This window comes from Pseudomonas sp. GWSMS-1 (assembly GCF_049847425.1).
GTDB lineage: Bacteria > Pseudomonadota > Gammaproteobacteria > Pseudomonadales > Pseudomonadaceae > Aquipseudomonas.
Genome location: NZ_JBMHHV010000003.1, coordinates 178,910 through 194,127, shown reverse-complemented (window position 1 = coordinate 194,127; position 15,218 = coordinate 178,910). Strand labels below are relative to the sequence as shown.

Here is a 15,218-nt window from a genome sequence, read left to right as displayed (position 1 = left end):
AGCCGCGCTCTCGATTCGCGTCACGTGTTATTCGGTTTCCAGATCGATGTCGATACCCAGCGAACGGATCTCTTTGATCAGTACGTTGAAGGACTCGGGCATGCCCGGCTCCATACGGTGATCACCGTCCACGATGTTTTTGTACATCTTGGTACGGCCGTTCACGTCGTCCGACTTCACGGTCAGCATTTCCTGCAGGGTGTAGGCGGCGCCATAAGCTTCCAGTGCCCAGACCTCCATCTCCCCGAAGCGCTGACCACCGAACTGCGCCTTACCACCCAGCGGCTGCTGAGTAACCAGGCTGTAGGAACCCGTGGAACGCGCGTGCATCTTGTCGTCCACCAGGTGGTTCAGTTTCAGCATGTACATGTAACCAACGGTGGTCGGACGCTCGAAGAGGTTGCCGGTACGACCGTCAACCAACTGCATCTGACCGCTCTCTGGCAGATCGGCCAGCTTGAGCATGGCCTTGATCTCAGTTTCCTTAGCGCCGTCGAACACCGGCGTGGCCATCGGCACACCGCCTTTGAGGTTGTGCGCCAAACGCAGGATTTCCTGATCACTCAGTTCATCCAGGCTTTCCTGACGACCGCCAATTTCGTTGTAGATCTGCTGCATAAACTTACGCAGCTCGGCGACCTTGCGCTGCTCTTCGAGCATGCGGTTAATCTTCTCGCCCAGACCTTTAGCCGCGAGGCCCAAGTGAGTTTCGAGGATCTGCCCAACGTTCATACGCGACGGTACGCCCAGCGGGTTGAGAACGATGTCGACCGGCGTACCGTTGACGTCGTGCGGCATGTCTTCAACCGGCATGATCACCGAGACCACACCCTTGTTACCGTGACGACCAGCCATCTTGTCACCCGGCTGGATGCGACGACGGATAGCCAGGTAAACCTTGACGATCTTCAGTACGCCTGGTGCCAGGTCATCGCCCTGCTGCAGCTTGCGCTTCTTGTCTTCGAACTTGTCGTCGAGCAAGTGACGGCGGTCGGAGATATAGGCCTGAGCCTTTTCCAACTGCTCGTTCAGCGCATCGTCAGCCATGCGCAGCTTGAACCACTGACCGTGCTCGAGGCCGTCGAGGAACTCGTCAGTGACTTCTGCGCCCTTCTTCAGGCCAGCGCCGCCTTCGGCTTTCTTACCCACCAGAGCGGAACGCAGGCGTTCGAAGGTTGCACCTTCAACGATGCGGAACTCTTCGTTGAGGTCCTTACGGATCTCGTCGAGCTGGCTCTTCTCGATCGACAGGGCACGCGCATCACGCTCAACGCCGTCGCGAGTGAAGACCTGCACGTCGATAACGGTACCTTTGGTGCCAGTCGGCACACGCAGGGAGGTGTCTTTAACGTCAGACGCCTTCTCACCGAAGATCGCACGCAACAGCTTCTCTTCTGGGGTCAGCTGGGTTTCGCCCTTAGGCGTCACTTTACCTACCAGAATGTCGCCAGGGCCGACTTCAGCACCGACATACACGATGCCTGCTTCGTCCAGCTTGTTGAGTGCGGACTCGCCAACGTTAGGGATGTCGGACGTGATTTCTTCCGAGCCGAGCTTGGTGTCACGCGCCACACAGGTCAGTTCCTGGATGTGGATCGTGGTGAAACGATCTTCTTGCACCACGCGCTCGGAGAGGCAGATGGAGTCTTCGAAGTTGTAACCGTTCCACGGCATGAACGCGACGCGCATGTTCTGACCCAGAGCCAATTCACCCATATCGGTGGACGGGCCATCGGCCAGGATGTCGCTGCGCTCAACCTTGTCACCTTTGCTCACCAGCGGACGCTGGTTGATGCAGGTGTTTTGGTTGGAACGGGTGTATTTGGTCAGGTTGTAGATGTCGACACCGGCTTCGCCAGTTTCAACTTCGTCGTCATTGACGCGAACCACAACACGGCTGGCATCAACCGAATCAATCACACCGCCACGACGCGCCACGACGCAAACGCCGGAGTCGCGTGCCACGTTGCGCTCCATGCCAGTACCTACCAGCGGCTTGTCAGCACGCAGTGTCGGTACAGCCTGGCGCTGCATGTTCGAACCCATCAACGCACGGTTGGCGTCGTCGTGCTCGAGGAACGGAATCAACGAAGCAGCAACCGAAACTACCTGCTTCGGCGACACGTCCATCAGGGTGACGTCTTCAGGCGCTTTAACGGTGAATTCGTTGAGGTGACGTACGGCAACCAACTCATCAACCAGCTGACCGCTGTCGTTCATGGTCGCCGAAGCCTGGGCGATCACGTGATCGGCCTCTTCAATGGCCGACAGGAACACGATTTCGTCAGTCACCAGCGTGTCTTTCACCACACGGTACGGGCTCTCAAGGAAGCCGTACTGGTTGGTGCGCGCATAGGCTGCCAACGAGTTGATCAGACCAATGTTCGGACCTTCAGGCGTCTCGATCGGGCACACACGGCCGTAATGGGTCGGGTGTACGTCACGGACTTCAAAGCCTGCACGCTCACGGGTCAAACCGCCCGGGCCAAGAGCCGAAACACGGCGCTTGTGGGTGATTTCAGAGAGCGGGTTGTTCTGGTCCATAAACTGCGAGAGCTGGCTGGAACCGAAGAACTCTTTAACGGCAGCCGCAACCGGCTTGGCGTTGATCAGGTCCTGCGGCATCAAGCCTTCGCTTTCAGCCATCGACAGACGCTCTTTGACCGCACGTTCTACACGTACCAGGCCAACGCGGAACTGGTTCTCGGCCATTTCGCCAACGCAGCGAACACGACGGTTACCCAGGTGGTCGATGTCATCGACGATGCCTTTGCCGTTACGGATATCAACCAGGGTCTTGAGGACCGCAACGATATCTTCTTTGCTCAGCACGCCCGAACCTTCGATCTCGGTGCGACCGATACGACGGTTGAACTTCATCCGACCTACAGCCGACAGATCGTAACGCTCTGGGCTGAAGAACAGGTTGTTGAACAGGGTCTCAGCTGCATCCTTGGTTGGCGGCTCGCCAGGACGCATCATGCGGTAGATCTCGACCAGCGCTTCCAACTGATTGGTGGTGCTGTCGATCTTCAAGGTATCGGAGATGAACGGACCGCAATCGATGTCGTTGGTGTACAGCGTTTCGATGCGTACAACCTGAGCCTTAACCACATGGGCCAGGATCTCGACGCTCAATTCGGTGTTGCACTCAGCGATGATTTCGCCGGTAGCCGGGTGCACGATCGCCTTAGCCGAGGTACGACCGATCAGGTAATCAATCGGTACTTGCAGCTCAGTAATACCAGCCTTATCCAGCTGGTTAATGTGGCGCGCGGTAATCCGGCGGCCTTGCTCAACGATGACCTTGCCCTTGTCGTCCAGGATATCCAAGACAGCAATCTCACCGCGCAGGCGATGCGGGACCAATTCCAGGTTGAGGCTTTCACCCTTCACATGGAACACGTTGGTCGCATAGAACGCGTCCAGCACTTCTTCTGTGCTGTAACCCAGCGCACGCAACAGCACGGAAGCCGGCAGTTTGCGGCGACGGTCGATACGCACGAACACGGCGTCCTTCGGATCGAACTCGAAGTCCAACCAGGAGCCGCGGTAAGGAATGATGCGCGCCGAGTACAGCAGCTTGCCCGAGCTGTGCGTCTTACCACGGTCGTGGTCGAAGAACACGCCTGGGGAACGGTGCAGCTGGGACACGATAACGCGCTCGGTACCGTTAATAACGAAGGTACCGTTCTCGGTCATGAGCGGAATTTCGCCCATGTACACTTCTTGTTCTTTGATGTCCTTGATCGCTTTATTCGACGACTCTTTGTCGAAAATGATCAGACGGACTTTGACTCGCAACGGCACGGCGTAGGTTACGCCACGCAGCGTACATTCCTTGACATCAAAAGCCGGCTCGCCCAGGCGATAACCGACATACTCCAGAGCAGCATTGCCGGAATAGCTGATGATCGGGAAAACAGACTTGAAGGCCGCATGCAGGCCAATGTCGCGGAACTGGTCCTTGGTCGCTCCTGCCTGCAGGAATTCGCGATACGAATCCAGCTGGATGGCCAGGAGATAAGGCACATCCATGACATCCGGCAACTTGCTAAAGTCCTTGCGGATACGTTTTTTCTCAGTATATGAGTAAGCCATCAGCGTTCCCCAGCTTGGTCACCTGCTTATTTGGCCCCTCCGACGGGAGTTGCCAGAAACTCTTGCAAACCCTAAGTTTGCACCGCCACATCGGGCGGGTATTTCACGTCCCGGCCAGCCTACGATTAGCCGACCTAGAACGGAAAAAGGCCGGTGGCAAAAGCCACCAGCCATCAGCCTTACGCGAGTCGCTCGGGCTGTAGACGCAAGGTCGTCGCTTACTTGAGCTCGACTTTGGCGCCAGCTTCTTCCAAGGTAACCTTGGCTTTGTCAGCTGCGTCTTTCGCAACAGCTTCCAGAACCATGGCAGGAGCGCCGTCAACAACAGCCTTGGCTTCTTTCAGGCCCAGACCGGTCAGTTCACGAACTGCCTTGATCACGTTTACTTTCTTCTCGCCGGCTTCAAGCAACATCACGTTGAATTCGGTTTGCTCTTCAACAACAGCGGCAGCAGCAGCTGGGCCAGCAGAAGCAACAGCAGCGGTAACGCCGAAGGTTTCTTCCATTGCTTTGATCAGCTCAACAACTTCCAGAACAGTTTTCTGGCCGATTGCTTCGATGATTTGCTCGTTAGTCAGAGACATGACTTTAAATCCTGTATTGGGGTGACAGCCTACGCAGCCATCAAATTAAACATATGATTTTGAAAGAGTTGACGATGCCTTAGGCAGCAGCAGCTTCTTTCTGGTCGCGAATGGCCGCCAGAGTACGAGCCAGCTTGCTGGTAGCGCCTTGAATCACGCTCATCAGCTTCGCAATGGCTTCGTCGCGAGTTGGCAGCGAAGCCAACACGTCGATCTCGTTTGCTGCGAGGAACTTGCCCTCAAACGCAGCTGCCTTGATCTCGAACTTATCCTGACCCTTGGCGAACTCTTTAAAAATACGAGCAGCAGCGCCCGGATGTTCCTTGGAGAATGCAATCAGGGTCGGGCCTTTGAACACGTCATTGAGGACAGCATAATCAGTGCCCTCAACAGCGCGCTTGAGCAGGGTATTACGTACAACACGTACGTATACACCAGCCTCGCGGGCCTCTTTACGGAGTCCGGTCATAGCGCTTACAGTCACACCGCGGGCGTCAACCACAACAGCGGACAGAGCGACTTTGGCAGCCTCGTTGACTTCAGCGACGATGGCCTTCTTGTCTTCGAGTTTAATTGCCACGGGTTTAACTCCTGCTTGTTACCGTTTCATCTGGCCGAAGCCCGATGTCGTTTTGGTGTCTGATTCGGTAAGGAACCGGGAGCACCATCTGCGTAGGCTTTAAGTTTAAGGCTTGCGCCACCTACGGTCTTGGATAGCCCCCGCAAAGCAGGGACCCCAAAGTGTCGAAGCGGCGCAATCGCTCGCGCCGCCCCTATGTGTTACGCGTCCAGCGAGCCTTGATCAATGATCAAACCTGGGCCCATAGTGGTGCTCAGGGTTACGCGCTTAACGTAGATACCTTTCGAAGTCGATGGCTTCAGACGCTTAAGGTCAGAAATCAGCGATTCAACGTTTTGCTTGAGCTTCTCAGCGTCAAAGCCAACCTTGCCAACAGAACCGTGGATGATGCCGTTCTTGTCAGTACGGAAACGCACTTGACCCGCTTTGGCATTCTTCACAGCAGTCGCAACGTCAGGCGTCACGGTACCGACTTTCGGGTTAGGCATCAGGCCACGTGGACCGAGCACTTGACCCAACTGACCGACAACGCGCATTGCATCCGGGGAAGCAATAACCACGTCATAGTTCAGATCGCCGCCTTTCATTTCAGCAGCCAGATCGTCCATACCTACGCGGTCAGCGCCGGCAGCCAGAGCGGCTTCAGCAGCTGGACCCTGGGTGAACACGGCAACGCGAACGCTTTTGCCCGAACCGTTCGGCAGCACAGTAGCGCCACGAACAACCTGGTCAGATTTACGCGGGTCAACACCAAGGTTGACGGCGATATCTACCGACTCAGAGAACTTGACTGCCGACAGCTCAGCCAGCAGAGCGGCCGCTTCAACAAAGTTATAAGCCTTACCGGCTTCAACTTTCTCAGCGATTGCCTTTTGACGTTTGGTCAACTTAGCCATTACACACCCTCCACGTTGAGGCCCATGCTGCGAGCGGAGCCGGCGATAGTACGCACAGCTGCATCCATATCAGCGGCAGTTAGATCAGCCTGCTTAGTCTTGGCGATCTCTTCCAGCTGAGCACGAGTCACAGTGCCGACCTTAACGGTGTTCGGACGAGCCGAACCGCTGGTCAGACCAGCAGCTTTCTTCAACAGAACGGCAGCCGGGGTGCTTTTGGTTTCAAAGGTGAAGCTGCGGTCGCTGTATACAGTGATGATCACTGGAGTCGGCAGGCCTGGCTCGATACCCTGAGTACGGGCATTGAACGCCTTACAGAATTCCATGATGTTCACGCCGTGCTGACCCAGAGCTGGACCGACGGGTGGCGACGGGTTGGCTTGTGCAGCCTTTACTTGCAGCTTGATATAAGCCGTAATTTTCTTAGCCATGAGCTACTCCAATATTGGGTTCTAACGCCTTGCGGCTCCCCAGTTATTACCTGTTTATCCCAGTGACGACAAAACCCCGCAGCCCAAGGCTGCGGGGTAAGGGATGCTTATTTCAGTTATGCCTTTTCGACCTGACTGAACTCCAGCTCTACCGGGGTAGAGCGACCAAAAATAGTCACAGCTACCTGAATACGGCTTTTTTCGTAATTAACTTCTTCAACCACACCACTGAAATCGGCAAACGGACCATCAGTGACGCGCACCATCTCACCTGGCTCGAACAACGTCTTAGGCTTCGGCTTATCACCACTATCAGCCACACGACGGAGAATGGCTTCGGCTTCTTTCTCAGTGATTGGCGCCGGCTTATCGGCTGTACCGCCAATGAAGCCCATTACGCGCGGCGTATTCTTGATCAAATGCCAAGTCGCCTCACTCATCTCCATCTGCACCAGAACATAGCCTGGGAAAAACTTACGCTCGCTCTTGCGCTTCTGACCATTCCGCATCTCGACTACTTCTTCAGTAGGGACCAGAATTTCACCAAAAACATCTTCCATACCAGCGAGCTTCACACGCTCGACCAACGAGCGCATCACATGCTTCTCGTAACCCGAGTAAGCATGCACAACGTACCAACGCTTAGCCACGGGACACCTTTAACCGACAATCAACGAAACAAGCCAACCAAGCAGGGAATCAAGACCCACAACATCAACGCCATAACCAGAACAACAGCCACAACAATCAATGTTGTCTGCGTGGTTTCCTGACGAGTAGGCCAAACGACCTTACGAATTTCAACGCGCGCTTCTTTTGCCAGCACCCAAAAGGCTTGCCCTTTTGACGTCTGCAAAGCAATCACACCAGCAACCGCCGCAACCACCAGCAGCGCCAGAACACGATACAAGATAGGTTCAGCAGAGAAATACTGATTACCGACCACACCTGCAATCACTAGGGCAGCGACTAGGAGCCACTTCACTAGATCAAAGCGCGAGTCTTTGGCTTCAGCCTTAACATTCATCTACTAATATCCTGTAAAAAGACGCGCCAAATTCTATTGAATATGGCAGGTCAGGAGGGAATCGAACCCCCAACCTACGGTTTTGGAGACCGTCGCTCTGCCAATTGAGCTACTGACCTAAAAACTGAATCAGGCCGACCATTATGCCGGCCTGACTAAAACAGATCAATCGATTAAGCGATGATCTTTGCTACGACGCCAGCACCGACGGTACGACCGCCTTCACGAATGGCGAAACGCAGACCTTCTTCCATTGCGATGGTTTTGATCAGCGTGACAGTCATCTGAATGTTGTCACCTGGCATTACCATCTCAACGCCTTCCGGCAGTTCGCAGTTACCAGTTACGTCAGTTGTACGGAAGTAGAACTGAGGACGGTAGCCTTTGAAGAACGGAGTATGACGACCGCCTTCTTCTTTGCTCAACACATACACTTCGGCAGTGAAGGTGGTGTGCGGCTTAACCGAACCTGGCTTAACCAGAACCTGGCCACGCTCAACGTCGTCACGCTTGGTGCCACGTAGCAGAACGCCGCAGTTCTCACCAGCACGGCCTTCGTCGAGCAGCTTGCGGAACATTTCAACACCGGTGCAGGTGGTGACAGTGGTATCGCGCAGACCAACGATTTCCAGCGGATCTTGAACGCGAACAATGCCACGCTCGATACGGCCAGTTACCACGGTGCCACGACCGGAGATCGAGAATACGTCTTCGATTGGCATCAGGAACGGCTTGTCGGTCAGACGCACTGGATCTGGAATGTAGCTATCCAGAGTCTCAACCAGCTTACGAACGGCAGTGGTGCCCATTTCGTTGTCGTCTTTACCTTCCAACGCCATACGCGCGGAACCGATGATGATCGGAGTGTCATCGCCCGGGAAATCGTAAGTGCTGAGCAGGTCACGCACTTCCATTTCCACCAGCTCCAACAGCTCAGCGTCGTCAACCAGGTCAGCCTTGTTCAGGAAGACCACGATGTACGGAACGCCAACCTGACGGGACAGCAGGATGTGCTCACGAGTTTGCGGCATCGGACCATCAGCGGCCGAGCAAACCAGGATAGCGCCATCCATCTGCGCAGCACCGGTGATCATGTTCTTCACATAGTCAGCGTGACCCGGGCAGTCAACGTGAGCGTAGTGACGGATCAGCGAGTTGTATTCAACGTGTGCGGTGTTGATGGTGATACCACGAGCCTTCTCTTCCGGCGCGCTGTCGATCTTATCGAAGTCAACAACAGCAGAACCGAAAACCTCGGAGCAGACGCGTGTCAGCGCTGCAGTCAGAGTGGTCTTACCGTGGTCAACGTGGCCAATAGTGCCTACGTTGACGTGCGGTAGGGAACGATCAAACTTTTCTTTAGCCATTTTGACTGCCTCCAAGGGAAGAACTGACTTAGTATCAGCACCATAAAACAAAGGCAGATACTCGCATATCTGCCTTTATCAAATGGAGCTCATGAGCGGACTTGAACCGCTGACCTCACCCTTACCAAGGGTGTGCTCTACCAACTGAGCTACATGAGCAAAACACGACGCAAGAGCAGTAAAACTGGAGCGGGTAGCGGGAATCGAACCCGCATCATCAGCTTGGAAGGCTGAGGTTCTACCACTAAACTATACCCGCTCAATCTACAACTCTTGCTAAATCTGGTGGAGGGAGAAGGATTCGAACCTTCGAAGTCGATGACGTCAGATTTACAGTCTGATCCCTTTGGCCACTCGGGAATCCCTCCAAACGGGGCGGCATTCTCATTCGATGCCGACCTGCTGTCAAGCAATTTCTCATTATAAAACCTGAGGTTAGCTACATTGACAGCAACTCTGCAGAGCACTTGTAAGCGCCACCCTGCTGAGCGGGCGCCATTCTATGCATTCTAAAGCCCCCTTGCAACCCCCTCGCACGGAATTATTTGCTGTTCTAAGCCATTGAAGTCAAAAGCTAAACGCTGCAGCACGGAATCATCCGCCAAACGCCTACTTTGCGGGGATATACGCACCCAGAAACTACGATGCGCACGGGTCAGCTCGCGGAGTGATGGCTCATAACCTGCGTCCTGCAAGCGCTGCATAACACTTTGCGCTGAATCACTTCGCGGAAAGATGCCCAGCGATATGCCGTTGGCTAAATCGCCCTGAGTAATAATGTAGCTATCTATTTTCCGCGCCTGCAGCTCACGCAACTGTCGCAGCGAAGCTTGCCGTGAAGCCAAAGGCGGCAGGTAGACCCAGTAGTCGACCCCACCGGCCGCATCCATACTTTGCACCCGCGACTGAATATCCAGGCTCAGCAACCGTTGCTCGACGGCCGACGCGTCCGCTCTCGACTCAAAACCACCAAGAAACAAGCACACCGCCTCAACCGGTTGCGCCTCAGCAACCTCTCGTCGAATCGGGGTACTCGACTCACTCAGCAGACGAATATCCCGCTTGCTGCCTTGCGACAGATTGAGCGGAGCAACCTCTGTAACCCTTAGCGGAGCCTGCTGCTGATGCCAAACGTAATAGAATAAATTCAGCACAATGAACCACAAGAACATCCAGCGCATGCATGACCTCAATTGACCGGGCAAGCGATCGCTAAGCCCATAAAAACCAGATCCGGCACAACCCGCGCACCCGGCACAACATCGACGACCAAGGGAGCATCACCGCCCGTGAGGAAAACATCAAAATCCTCACCCAGGAACTCAGCAGCCATAGCCACTTGAGCGCTCACGAAGCCACGCAGCATCAGCACACAACCACGCTCAACAGCTTCTGCAGTTGCGCGCCCTGGCACCAGGTCTTCGAGCGCACGCGCAGCTTCCTCGCTGTTATAGCGAGTCCGCCGTGTATGGGTACGCAGTTGCGTGCGCATCAAAGGCAAACCTGGACAAATAAAGCCCCCCAAGTGCTCACCTTCCATACTTACAAAGTCAGAAGTAACCGCAGTGCCGAGATCGATAACCAACGCAGCCTTTCGCGACAACTGATAAGCCCCCACCACAGCAAGCCAACGATCAAGCCCAAGCCGCTGGTATTGACCATAACCGTTACGCACTCCAGCCAACAGCGTTGCAGAGCGCGCAACGCGACACTCAACAGTAAAGGCCTGCTCAGTGAGCGCGATTAACTGCGCCGTTTCGTCATCAGTGCGCACACTCACTAAGCGACAGGCACGCAAGTGCACGTTTTGCTCGCGCACAATAGCTATCAGCGCCTGATCAGACTCAACAACACCACCGGCAACTACCATAGCACTGCCATCTCGAAGCAAACGCCACTTTATAAGCGTATTACCGCAGTCGAGCTCAAGAATCATCACGCAACCTCAGGCTGAGCTCTCCACCACTAAAGGCACGCTCAACCCCATCAATACTTAGGCGAATTGCCCCCGAGTGATCCACCCCCAAAACCTTTCCCTCAACAGGGTCAGCGCCTGCCGTTAACGCAACAGATCGGCCCTGCCAGAGATGATTAGCGTGCCATTCATCCTGCAATGCGGCGAAACCATCCCGACGCTGTATATCTAGATAGCTTGACAGCTGCCTGTTTAACTCAGCCACTAGCTCATTTCTGTCTAACAGGCATCCCAACTCGGCACGCATCGAAGTCCACGGCTGCCCAATAACTCCTGGTTCAGCCACAAGCATATTCACATTCAAACCGATGCCGATGACCACATGACAAACATCAGCCGGATCACCTGATAGCTCTAACAAAATACCTGCCAGCTTACGATCGCCAACCAGCACATCATTTGGCCATTTGAGCCCCGCCTTAGTCACACCAAAACGATGGATAACGTTGAGCAGCGCCAAGCCAACAGCCAGACTCATGCCATCAAGCTGACGGACACCGCCCTCAACACGCACAACCAGGCTGTAATAGAGGTTTTCACCGAAAGGACTGATCCAGCTACGACCACGCCGTCCCCGCCCACTTGTTTGTCGCTCGGCTAGCACATAGAACGGTAGCGAGGCCGCTGAAGGAAGTAGACGTAGCGCCTCAGCATTGGTCGAATCCACGCTCGGCATAACGCAGGCGCGCCACTGCGGCGCATCCACTTGAGCATTCAACCAATCCGCATCGAGCAACCGCAGGGGAGTTTCTAGCCGGTAGCCGCGCCCACGCACCTTATGTACCGGCAAAGACAACTCAGCCTGAAGCACCTGTAGCTGCTTCCAAACCGCCGAACGACTAACACCCAAGGCAGCACCAAGCGCCTCACCAGAGTGGAAGCGCCCATCTTGAAGAAGCCTTAACAATGCAAGCATTTGAGTTCCGCCATGCAATAAGGCACGCATGATAACGATGCACAGTTTGGTTGCCTATCAAGGCTTGGCAGCGCGGCTTATATTTTCGGCGCACAAAGTAAAACCCCCGACCAGTTTCCTGATCGGGGGTTTTGGTATAGGTGCTTGACGATGACCTACTCTCACATGGGGAAACCCCACACTACCATCGGCGATGCATCGTTTCACTACTGAGTTCGGGATGGGATCAGGTGGTTCCAATGCTCTATGGTCGTCAAGCGATTCAGCTGGAGTATCGTCGTTAGACGCTGCTCCGAATTGGGTATGTGATAAAGGTAGCTGTGTTCTTACAAATTTTCGGCTGTTGCAGTCTTCATAGAGACACACAAACATCAAATTGTTTGGGTGTTATATGGTCAAGCCTCACGGGCAATTAGTATTGGTTAGCTCAACGCCTCACAGCGCTTACACACCCAACCTATCAACGTCGTAGTCTTCGACGGCCCTTTAGGGAACTCAAGGTTCCAGTGAGATCTCATCTCAAGGCAAGTTTCCCGCTTAGATGCTTTCAGCGGTTATCTTTTCCGAACATAGCTACCCGGCAATGCCACTGGCGTGACAACCGGAACACCAGAGGTTCGTCCACTCCGGTCCTCTCGTACTAGGAGCAGCCCCTTTCAAATCTCAAACGTCCACGGCAGATAGGGACCGAACTGTCTCACGACGTTCTAAACCCAGCTCGCGTACCACTTTAAATGGCGAACAGCCATACCCTTGGGACCGGCTTCAGCCCCAGGATGTGATGAGCCGACATCGAGGTGCCAAACACCGCCGTCGATATGAACTCTTGGGCGGTATCAGCCTGTTATCCCCGGAGTACCTTTTATCCGTTGAGCGATGGCCCTTCCATACAGAACCACCGGATCACTAAGACCTACTTTCGTACCTGCTCGACGTGTCTGTCTCGCAGTCAAGCGCGCTTTTGCCTTTATACTCTACGACCGATTTCCGACCGGTCTGAGCGCACCTTCGTACTCCTCCGTTACTCTTTAGGAGGAGACCGCCCCAGTCAAACTACCCACCATACACTGTCCTCGATCCGGATAACGGACCAGAGTTAGAACCTCAAGGTTGCCAGGGTGGTATTTCAAGGTTGGCTCCACGCGAACTGGCGTCCACGCTTCAAAGCCTCCCACCTATCCTACACAAGCAAACTCAAAGTCCAGTGCAAAGCTATAGTAAAGGTTCACGGGGTCTTTCCGTCTAGCCGCGGATACACTGCATCTTCACAGCGATTTCAATTTCACTGAGTCTCGGGTGGAGACAGCGCCGCCATCGTTACGCCATTCGTGCAGGTCGGAACTTACCCGACAAGGAATTTCGCTACCTTAGGACCGTTATAGTTACGGCCGCCGTTTACCGGGGCTTCGATCAAGAGCTTCGCGTTAGCTAACCCCATCAATTAACCTTCCGGCACCGGGCAGGCGTCACACCCTATACGTCCACTTTCGTGTTTGCAGAGTGCTGTGTTTTTAATAAACAGTCGCAGCGGCCTGGTATCTTCGACCGGCATGGGCTTACGCAGTAAATGCTTCACCCTCACCGGCGCACCTTCTCCCGAAGTTACGGTGCCATTTTGCCTAGTTCCTTCACCCGAGTTCTCTCAAGCGCCTTGGTATTCTCTACCTAACCACCTGTGTCGGTTTGGGGTACGGTTCCTAATTACCTGAAGCTTAGAAGCTTTTCCTGGAAGCATGGCATCAACCACTTCGTCATCTAAAAGATAACTCGTCATCAGTTCTCGGCCTTGAACGCCCGGATTTACCTAAGCATTCAGCCTACCACCTTAAACACGGACAACCAACGCCGTGCTGGCCTAGCCTTCTCCGTCCCTCCATCGCAGTAATTAGAAGTACGGGAATATTAACCCGTTTCCCATCGATTACGCATTTCTGCCTCACCTTAGGGGCCGACTCACCCTGCGTCGATTAACGTTGCGCAGGAAACCTTGGTCTTTCGGCGTGGGAGTTTTTCACTCCCATTGTCGTTACTCATGTCAGCATTCGCACTTCTGATACCTCCAGCAAGCTTCTCAACTCACCTTCACAGGCTTACAGAACGCTCCTCTACCGCTCATCCTAAGATGAACCCGTAGCTTCGGTGTATGGTTTGAGCCCCGTTACATCTTCCGCGCAGGCCGACTCGACTAGTGAGCTATTACGCTTTCTTTAAAAGATGGCTGCTTCTAAGCCAACTTCCTAGCTGTCTAAGCCTTCCCACATCGTTTCCCACTTAACCATAACTTTGGGACCTTAGCTGACGGTCTGGGTTGTTTCCCTTTTCACGACGGACGTTAGCACCCGCCGTGTGTCTCCCGTGCTGACACTTGTTGGTATTCGGAGTTTGCATCGGTTTGGTAAGTCGGGATGACCCCTAGCCGAAACAGTGCTCTACCCCCAACAGTGATACACGAGGCGCTACCTAAATAGCTTTCGAGGAGAACCAGCTATCTCCGAGCTTGATTAGCCTTTCACTCCGATCCACAGGTCATCCGCTAACTTTTCAACGGTAGTCGGTTCGGTCCTCCAGTTAGTGTTACCCAACCTTCAACCTGCCCATGGATAGATCGCCCGGTTTCGGGTCTATACCCAGCGACTGTCGCCCTATTAAGACTCGCTTTCGCTACGCCTCCCCTATTCGGTTAAGCTCGCCACTGAATATAAGTCGCTGACCCATTATACAAAAGGTACGCAGTCACCCAACAAAGTGGGCTCCCACTGCTTGTACGCATACGGTTTCAGGATCTATTTCACTCCCCTCTCCGGGGTTCTTTTCGCCTTTCCCTCACGGTACTAGTTCACTATCGGTCAGTCAGTAGTATTTAGCCTTGGAGGATGGTCCCCCCATATTCAGACAAAGTTTCTCGTGCTCCGTCCTACTCGATTTCATTGATAAGAGATTTTCGTGTACGGGGCTATCACCCACTACGGCGGCACTTTCCAGAGCCTTCCACTAATCTCAAATCAACTTAAGGGCTAGTCCCCGTTCGCTCGCCACTACTAAGGGAATCTCGGTTGATTTCTATTCCTCAGGGTACTTAGATGTTTCAGTTCCCCTGGTTCGCCTCACACACCTATGTATTTAGTGTGTGATAACCAGCTTATGCTGGCTGGGTTCCCCCATTCAGAGATCTCCGGATCAAAGTCTGTTTGCCGACTCCCCGGAGCTTATCGCAGGCTACAACGTCTTTCATCGCCTCTGACTGCCAAGGCATCCACCGTATGCGCTTCTTCACTTGACCATATAACCCCAAGCAATCTGGTTATTGTCTCTAACGTGAAGACGACATTCGCCGAAAATTT

Annotated in this window: 10 protein-coding genes, 4 tRNA genes, 2 rRNA genes and 1 pseudogene; all 17 read right to left on the bottom strand. The window is 54.1% G+C overall.

Annotated elements, in window-relative coordinates:
- Positions 1–27 precede the first annotated feature (27 nt).
- Positions 28–4,101 carry a DNA-directed RNA polymerase subunit beta gene (gene rpoB, locus ACEPAJ_RS01805; protein WP_425913166.1) on the bottom strand — a complete coding sequence of 1,358 codons (4,074 nt, stop codon included), beginning with the start codon at positions 4,099–4,101 and terminating at the stop codon, positions 28–30.
- 218 nt (positions 4,102–4,319) lie between these two features.
- Positions 4,320–4,685: a 50S ribosomal protein L7/L12 gene (gene rplL, locus ACEPAJ_RS01800; protein ID WP_425913164.1), complete on the bottom strand. Its 366-nt coding sequence runs from the start codon at positions 4,683–4,685 to the stop codon at positions 4,320–4,322.
- A gap of 79 nt (positions 4,686–4,764) precedes the next feature.
- Positions 4,765–5,265 (bottom strand): 50S ribosomal protein L10, encoded by a 501-nt coding sequence (gene rplJ / locus ACEPAJ_RS01795; RefSeq protein WP_274087699.1) that lies wholly within the window; start codon positions 5,263–5,265, stop codon positions 4,765–4,767.
- A 200-nt stretch (positions 5,266–5,465) separates the two neighbouring features.
- On the bottom strand, positions 5,466–6,161 hold the full coding sequence (gene rplA / locus ACEPAJ_RS01790) for a 50S ribosomal protein L1 (RefSeq protein ID WP_425913162.1): 696 nt from the start codon (positions 6,159–6,161) through the stop codon (positions 5,466–5,468).
- Positions 6,161–6,592, bottom strand: a complete 432-nt coding sequence (rplK, locus tag ACEPAJ_RS01785; RefSeq protein WP_425913160.1) for a 50S ribosomal protein L11 — start codon at positions 6,590–6,592, stop codon at positions 6,161–6,163. The genes rplA and rplK overlap by 1 nt, the downstream gene beginning before the upstream one ends.
- Before the next feature lie 116 nt (positions 6,593–6,708).
- Entirely contained in the window at positions 6,709–7,242 is a 534-nt protein-coding gene (gene nusG, locus ACEPAJ_RS01780) for a transcription termination/antitermination protein NusG (protein ID WP_274087696.1), read from the bottom strand.
- Positions 7,243–7,251: 9 nt separating this feature from the next.
- Positions 7,252–7,619, bottom strand: a pseudogene (gene secE, locus ACEPAJ_RS01775) (preprotein translocase subunit SecE).
- A gap of 43 nt (positions 7,620–7,662) precedes the next feature.
- Positions 7,663–7,738: transfer RNA gene (locus ACEPAJ_RS01770), tRNA-Trp, on the bottom strand.
- 54 nt (positions 7,739–7,792) lie between these two features.
- Complete coding sequence (tuf, locus tag ACEPAJ_RS01765; protein ID WP_425913158.1) at positions 7,793–8,986, bottom strand: elongation factor Tu; 1,194 nt, start codon at positions 8,984–8,986, stop codon at positions 7,793–7,795.
- Between the two features lie 83 nt (positions 8,987–9,069).
- A tRNA-Thr gene (locus tag ACEPAJ_RS01760) sits at positions 9,070–9,145 on the bottom strand.
- Between the two features lie 26 nt (positions 9,146–9,171).
- Positions 9,172–9,245 (bottom strand) — tRNA-Gly (locus tag ACEPAJ_RS01755).
- A gap of 24 nt (positions 9,246–9,269) precedes the next feature.
- Positions 9,270–9,354: transfer RNA gene (locus ACEPAJ_RS01750), tRNA-Tyr, on the bottom strand.
- A 141-nt stretch (positions 9,355–9,495) separates the two neighbouring features.
- Positions 9,496–10,167, bottom strand: a complete 672-nt coding sequence (locus ACEPAJ_RS01745; RefSeq protein WP_425913157.1) for an SPOR domain-containing protein — start codon at positions 10,165–10,167, stop codon at positions 9,496–9,498.
- 8 nt (positions 10,168–10,175) lie between these two features.
- Positions 10,176–10,922, bottom strand: coding sequence for a pantothenate kinase (locus ACEPAJ_RS01740; RefSeq protein ID WP_425913156.1), 747 nt, complete (start codon positions 10,920–10,922; stop codon positions 10,176–10,178).
- Positions 10,912–11,877 carry a bifunctional biotin--[acetyl-CoA-carboxylase] ligase/biotin operon repressor BirA gene (birA, locus tag ACEPAJ_RS01735; RefSeq protein WP_425913544.1) on the bottom strand — a complete coding sequence of 322 codons (966 nt, stop codon included), beginning with the start codon at positions 11,875–11,877 and terminating at the stop codon, positions 10,912–10,914. Before birA ends, ACEPAJ_RS01740 begins: the two co-directional genes overlap by 11 nt.
- 142 nt (positions 11,878–12,019) lie before the next feature.
- Positions 12,020–12,135, bottom strand: a 5S ribosomal RNA gene (gene rrf, locus ACEPAJ_RS01730).
- A 133-nt stretch (positions 12,136–12,268) separates the two neighbouring features.
- A 23S ribosomal RNA gene (locus ACEPAJ_RS01725) occupies positions 12,269–15,157 on the bottom strand.
- Positions 15,158–15,218 lie beyond the last annotated feature (61 nt).

What these genes read in the sequence shown, in the direction of transcription:
- rpoB (WP_425913166.1), bottom strand. Translation starts at nt 4,101, where the DNA reads ATGGCTTACTCATATACTGAGAAAAAACGTATCCGCAAGGACTTTAGC.
- rplL (WP_425913164.1), bottom strand. Translation starts at nt 4,685, where the DNA reads ATGTCTCTGACTAACGAGCAAATCATCGAAGCAATCGGCCAGAAAACT.
- rplA (WP_425913162.1), bottom strand. Translation starts at nt 6,161, where the DNA reads ATGGCTAAGTTGACCAAACGTCAAAAGGCAATCGCTGAGAAAGTTGAA.
- rplK (WP_425913160.1), bottom strand. Translation starts at nt 6,592, where the DNA reads ATGGCTAAGAAAATTACGGCTTATATCAAGCTGCAAGTAAAGGCTGCA.
- tuf (WP_425913158.1), bottom strand. Translation starts at nt 8,986, where the DNA reads ATGGCTAAAGAAAAGTTTGATCGTTCCCTACCGCACGTCAACGTAGGC.
- ACEPAJ_RS01745 (WP_425913157.1), bottom strand. Translation starts at nt 10,167, where the DNA reads ATGCGCTGGATGTTCTTGTGGTTCATTGTGCTGAATTTATTCTATTAC.
- ACEPAJ_RS01740 (WP_425913156.1), bottom strand. Translation starts at nt 10,922, where the DNA reads ATGATTCTTGAGCTCGACTGCGGTAATACGCTTATAAAGTGGCGTTTG.
- birA (WP_425913544.1), bottom strand. Translation starts at nt 11,877, where the DNA reads ATGCTTGCATTGTTAAGGCTTCTTCAAGATGGGCGCTTCCACTCTGGT.